2 protein-coding genes are annotated in these 2,403 nt (G+C 29.2%); both read right to left on the bottom strand.

From position 1 onward, the window contains the following. Nucleotides 1–308: 308 nt before the first annotated feature. Nucleotides 309–1,463: an IS91 family transposase gene (locus ACJDTP_RS27255; protein ID WP_406762987.1), complete on the bottom strand. Its 1,155-nt coding sequence runs from the start codon at nt 1,461–1,463 to the stop codon at nt 309–311. A 3-nt stretch (nt 1,464–1,466) separates the two neighbouring features. Continuing rightward, the gene (locus tag ACJDTP_RS27260) at nt 1,467–2,315 is read right to left on the bottom strand and encodes a tyrosine-type recombinase/integrase (protein WP_406762988.1); all 849 of its coding nucleotides are present in this window, start codon (nt 2,313–2,315) and stop codon (nt 1,467–1,469) included. Nucleotides 2,316–2,403: the final 88 nt, after the last annotated feature.

A 2,403-nucleotide genomic window follows, 5' to 3' on the forward strand; every position in this document is an offset into this window, starting at 1 on the left:
TTTGAGTTGGCTTGATTGCGATGTTGAGACTAAAATAATAACATAAACTCAAGATATAGCTGATCTTTGTAGTATTACTATCTTAAGTTTATGCACCTCAATATCGCAATCAATTACTAGAACGAAGTCGCTAAAAGCCGACCGACCCGTATGGGGATTCAAAACCCGCGACTCACATCTAAAATCTATATTTCTAGGTATTTATTAAGATTTTAAATCTTTATTTCTTGAAAGTATATAGTTTTCTTTATTTTAATACATAAGATCCCCCTCCCCATGATTAAGTACTTATTCACTTTTATCTTTATTTAGGGTGGCGAAGTACTCCGGGGCATTATTTTACCTATATTTATTAAATTTCCCTTCTCACAATTTTTACACTTTCCTATTTTTATTCCTGTTAATTTTAGAAATAGCTCCGCTGACGACAGATTCTCAAGTTCTTTAGGCTTAACTCTAAAGATTTCTAAACAGCGTTTAAACTTTAGTTTTTTATTTCTGTTTCCTAAAATTCCATAATGTCTTATTTTCACAAATCTATCTGGCAGAACATGCATAGTAAACCTTCTGATAAATTCTATTGGTTTTAAAGACATCACTTTTTCTTTATTTTTATCTTTATAATCTCTCCACTTAAATACTACTTTTTCATTATCAACTTTTATAATTCTGTTATCTGATATAGCAACTCTATGAGTATATCTACCTAAATATTGAAGTACATACTCCGCACTGCTGAAAGGTGCTTTACTGTAAACAATCCATTCTTTTTTATATAAATTATCCTTAAATGAATTAAATATATTCCTTGATGATAACTCACTAATGTTTTTAGGAAATTTAAGTTTGTTATCTAGGTAAAGTTCATTTAAGTAATATAGAAATTTTCCTCTAAATATTCTTGATAAAACTTTTACAGGTATGAAGAATTTCTTTTTTGATTTTACCCATTTAGTGTTATCAAAGCTTAATCCACCACCAGGAACTATACAATGAATATGTGGATGGAACATTAAATTTTGTCCCCAAGTATGCAATATTGTTGTAAAACCGATACTCGCATTCAAGTATTTTTTATCCTTTGCTAATTCTAGCAAAGTCTCGGAAACAGAAGTAAAAAGAATAGAGTACATTTCTTTTTGATTAAACAATGTCAAAGAATTTAATTGTTCTGGTATAGTAAAAACAATATGAAAGTAATGAGTTGGTAATAATGCTTTACTTCTCTCATAAATCCACATTTCTTTGGCATAAGCCTGACATTTTGGACAATGCCTATTTCTACATGAGTTATATGAAACCTTAGTTTCGGCACACTCATCGCACTCATATACATGGCCGCCAAGCGCAGCAGTTCTACAATCTTTAATTGAATATAGTGCTTTTAGAATATTAGATGGTAATTTCTTTGATTTAATATACGCTTCTCCATGTAAATTAATAATCTCTTGCAGTGAATTCATAATTTACTCAAATGTGTCTAATGGACTCTTTATATTCAGTATTTCATAATCCATTACATGTAAATATATAGATGTTGTTTTGATATTTGAATGTCCTAATAATGCTTGAATTGTTCTTAAATCAACTCCGTCATTCATCAAATGCGTTGCAAAAGAATGTCTTAATGTATGTACCGTAGCATTTCTTGTTATACCTGCTTTTTTTATTGACTTATCCATAACAAGTTGAATTCCACGAACTTTCATTGGCTTTTTAGTCTGTCTAGAAATAAAAAGATAATCATCTGGTTGATAATTTTTATATCCAAATTTGATCCAGTATTCTCTTAATATCTCTAAGTTTTTTTGTGAAAGCAAAGTATATCGTTCTTTATTCCTCTTACCATTTCTTATTCTAATTTTCATTTCTTTACTCATAATATCAGCTATTCTTAGATTAACAACTTCGCTAACGCGTAAGCCGCCAGAATATATAGTCGTAAGAATTGCTTTATGTTTTAAATAGGTTATGGATCCTAATAAACGCTTAATTTCTTCCTTTGTTAAATAACTAGGTAAATGCTTATCATACCTAAGTCTTGGGATTCTCAAATCGTTCCAAGACCTTTCTAAAGTTACTACATAAAAAAATTTTAGAGTACTATTGATATAATTTATAGTTCCTTTGCATAATTTTCTTGTTTTTATGCAATACTCTAAATAATTAATGATTTCAGGTTCACCTAATAATTCAGGTGGTCTGTTATAAAATCTAGAAAAGTTTTTAATAATATATACACGGTTTTTAATCGTGTCATTACTACGACCACGTAGTTCTAGATCTTTAATCATTTTTTCGATTTTTTGATACATTTTATCACTCCTTTAAAAGGCGTGTAAAATGTGAGAAGTGAAGTTCCTTGAGAAAGAACTTCACTTCTTATTTTTTCCATATAAAATT

This window comes from Candidatus Clostridium helianthi, from assembly GCF_045310795.1.
GTDB lineage: Bacteria > Bacillota > Clostridia > Clostridiales > Clostridiaceae > Clostridium > Clostridium helianthi.

What these genes read in the sequence shown, in the direction of transcription:
- ACJDTP_RS27260 (WP_406762988.1), bottom strand. Translation starts at nt 2,315, where the DNA reads ATGTATCAAAAAATCGAAAAAATGATTAAAGATCTAGAACTACGTGGT.
- ACJDTP_RS27255 (WP_406762987.1), bottom strand. Translation starts at nt 1,463, where the DNA reads ATGAATTCACTGCAAGAGATTATTAATTTACATGGAGAAGCGTATATT.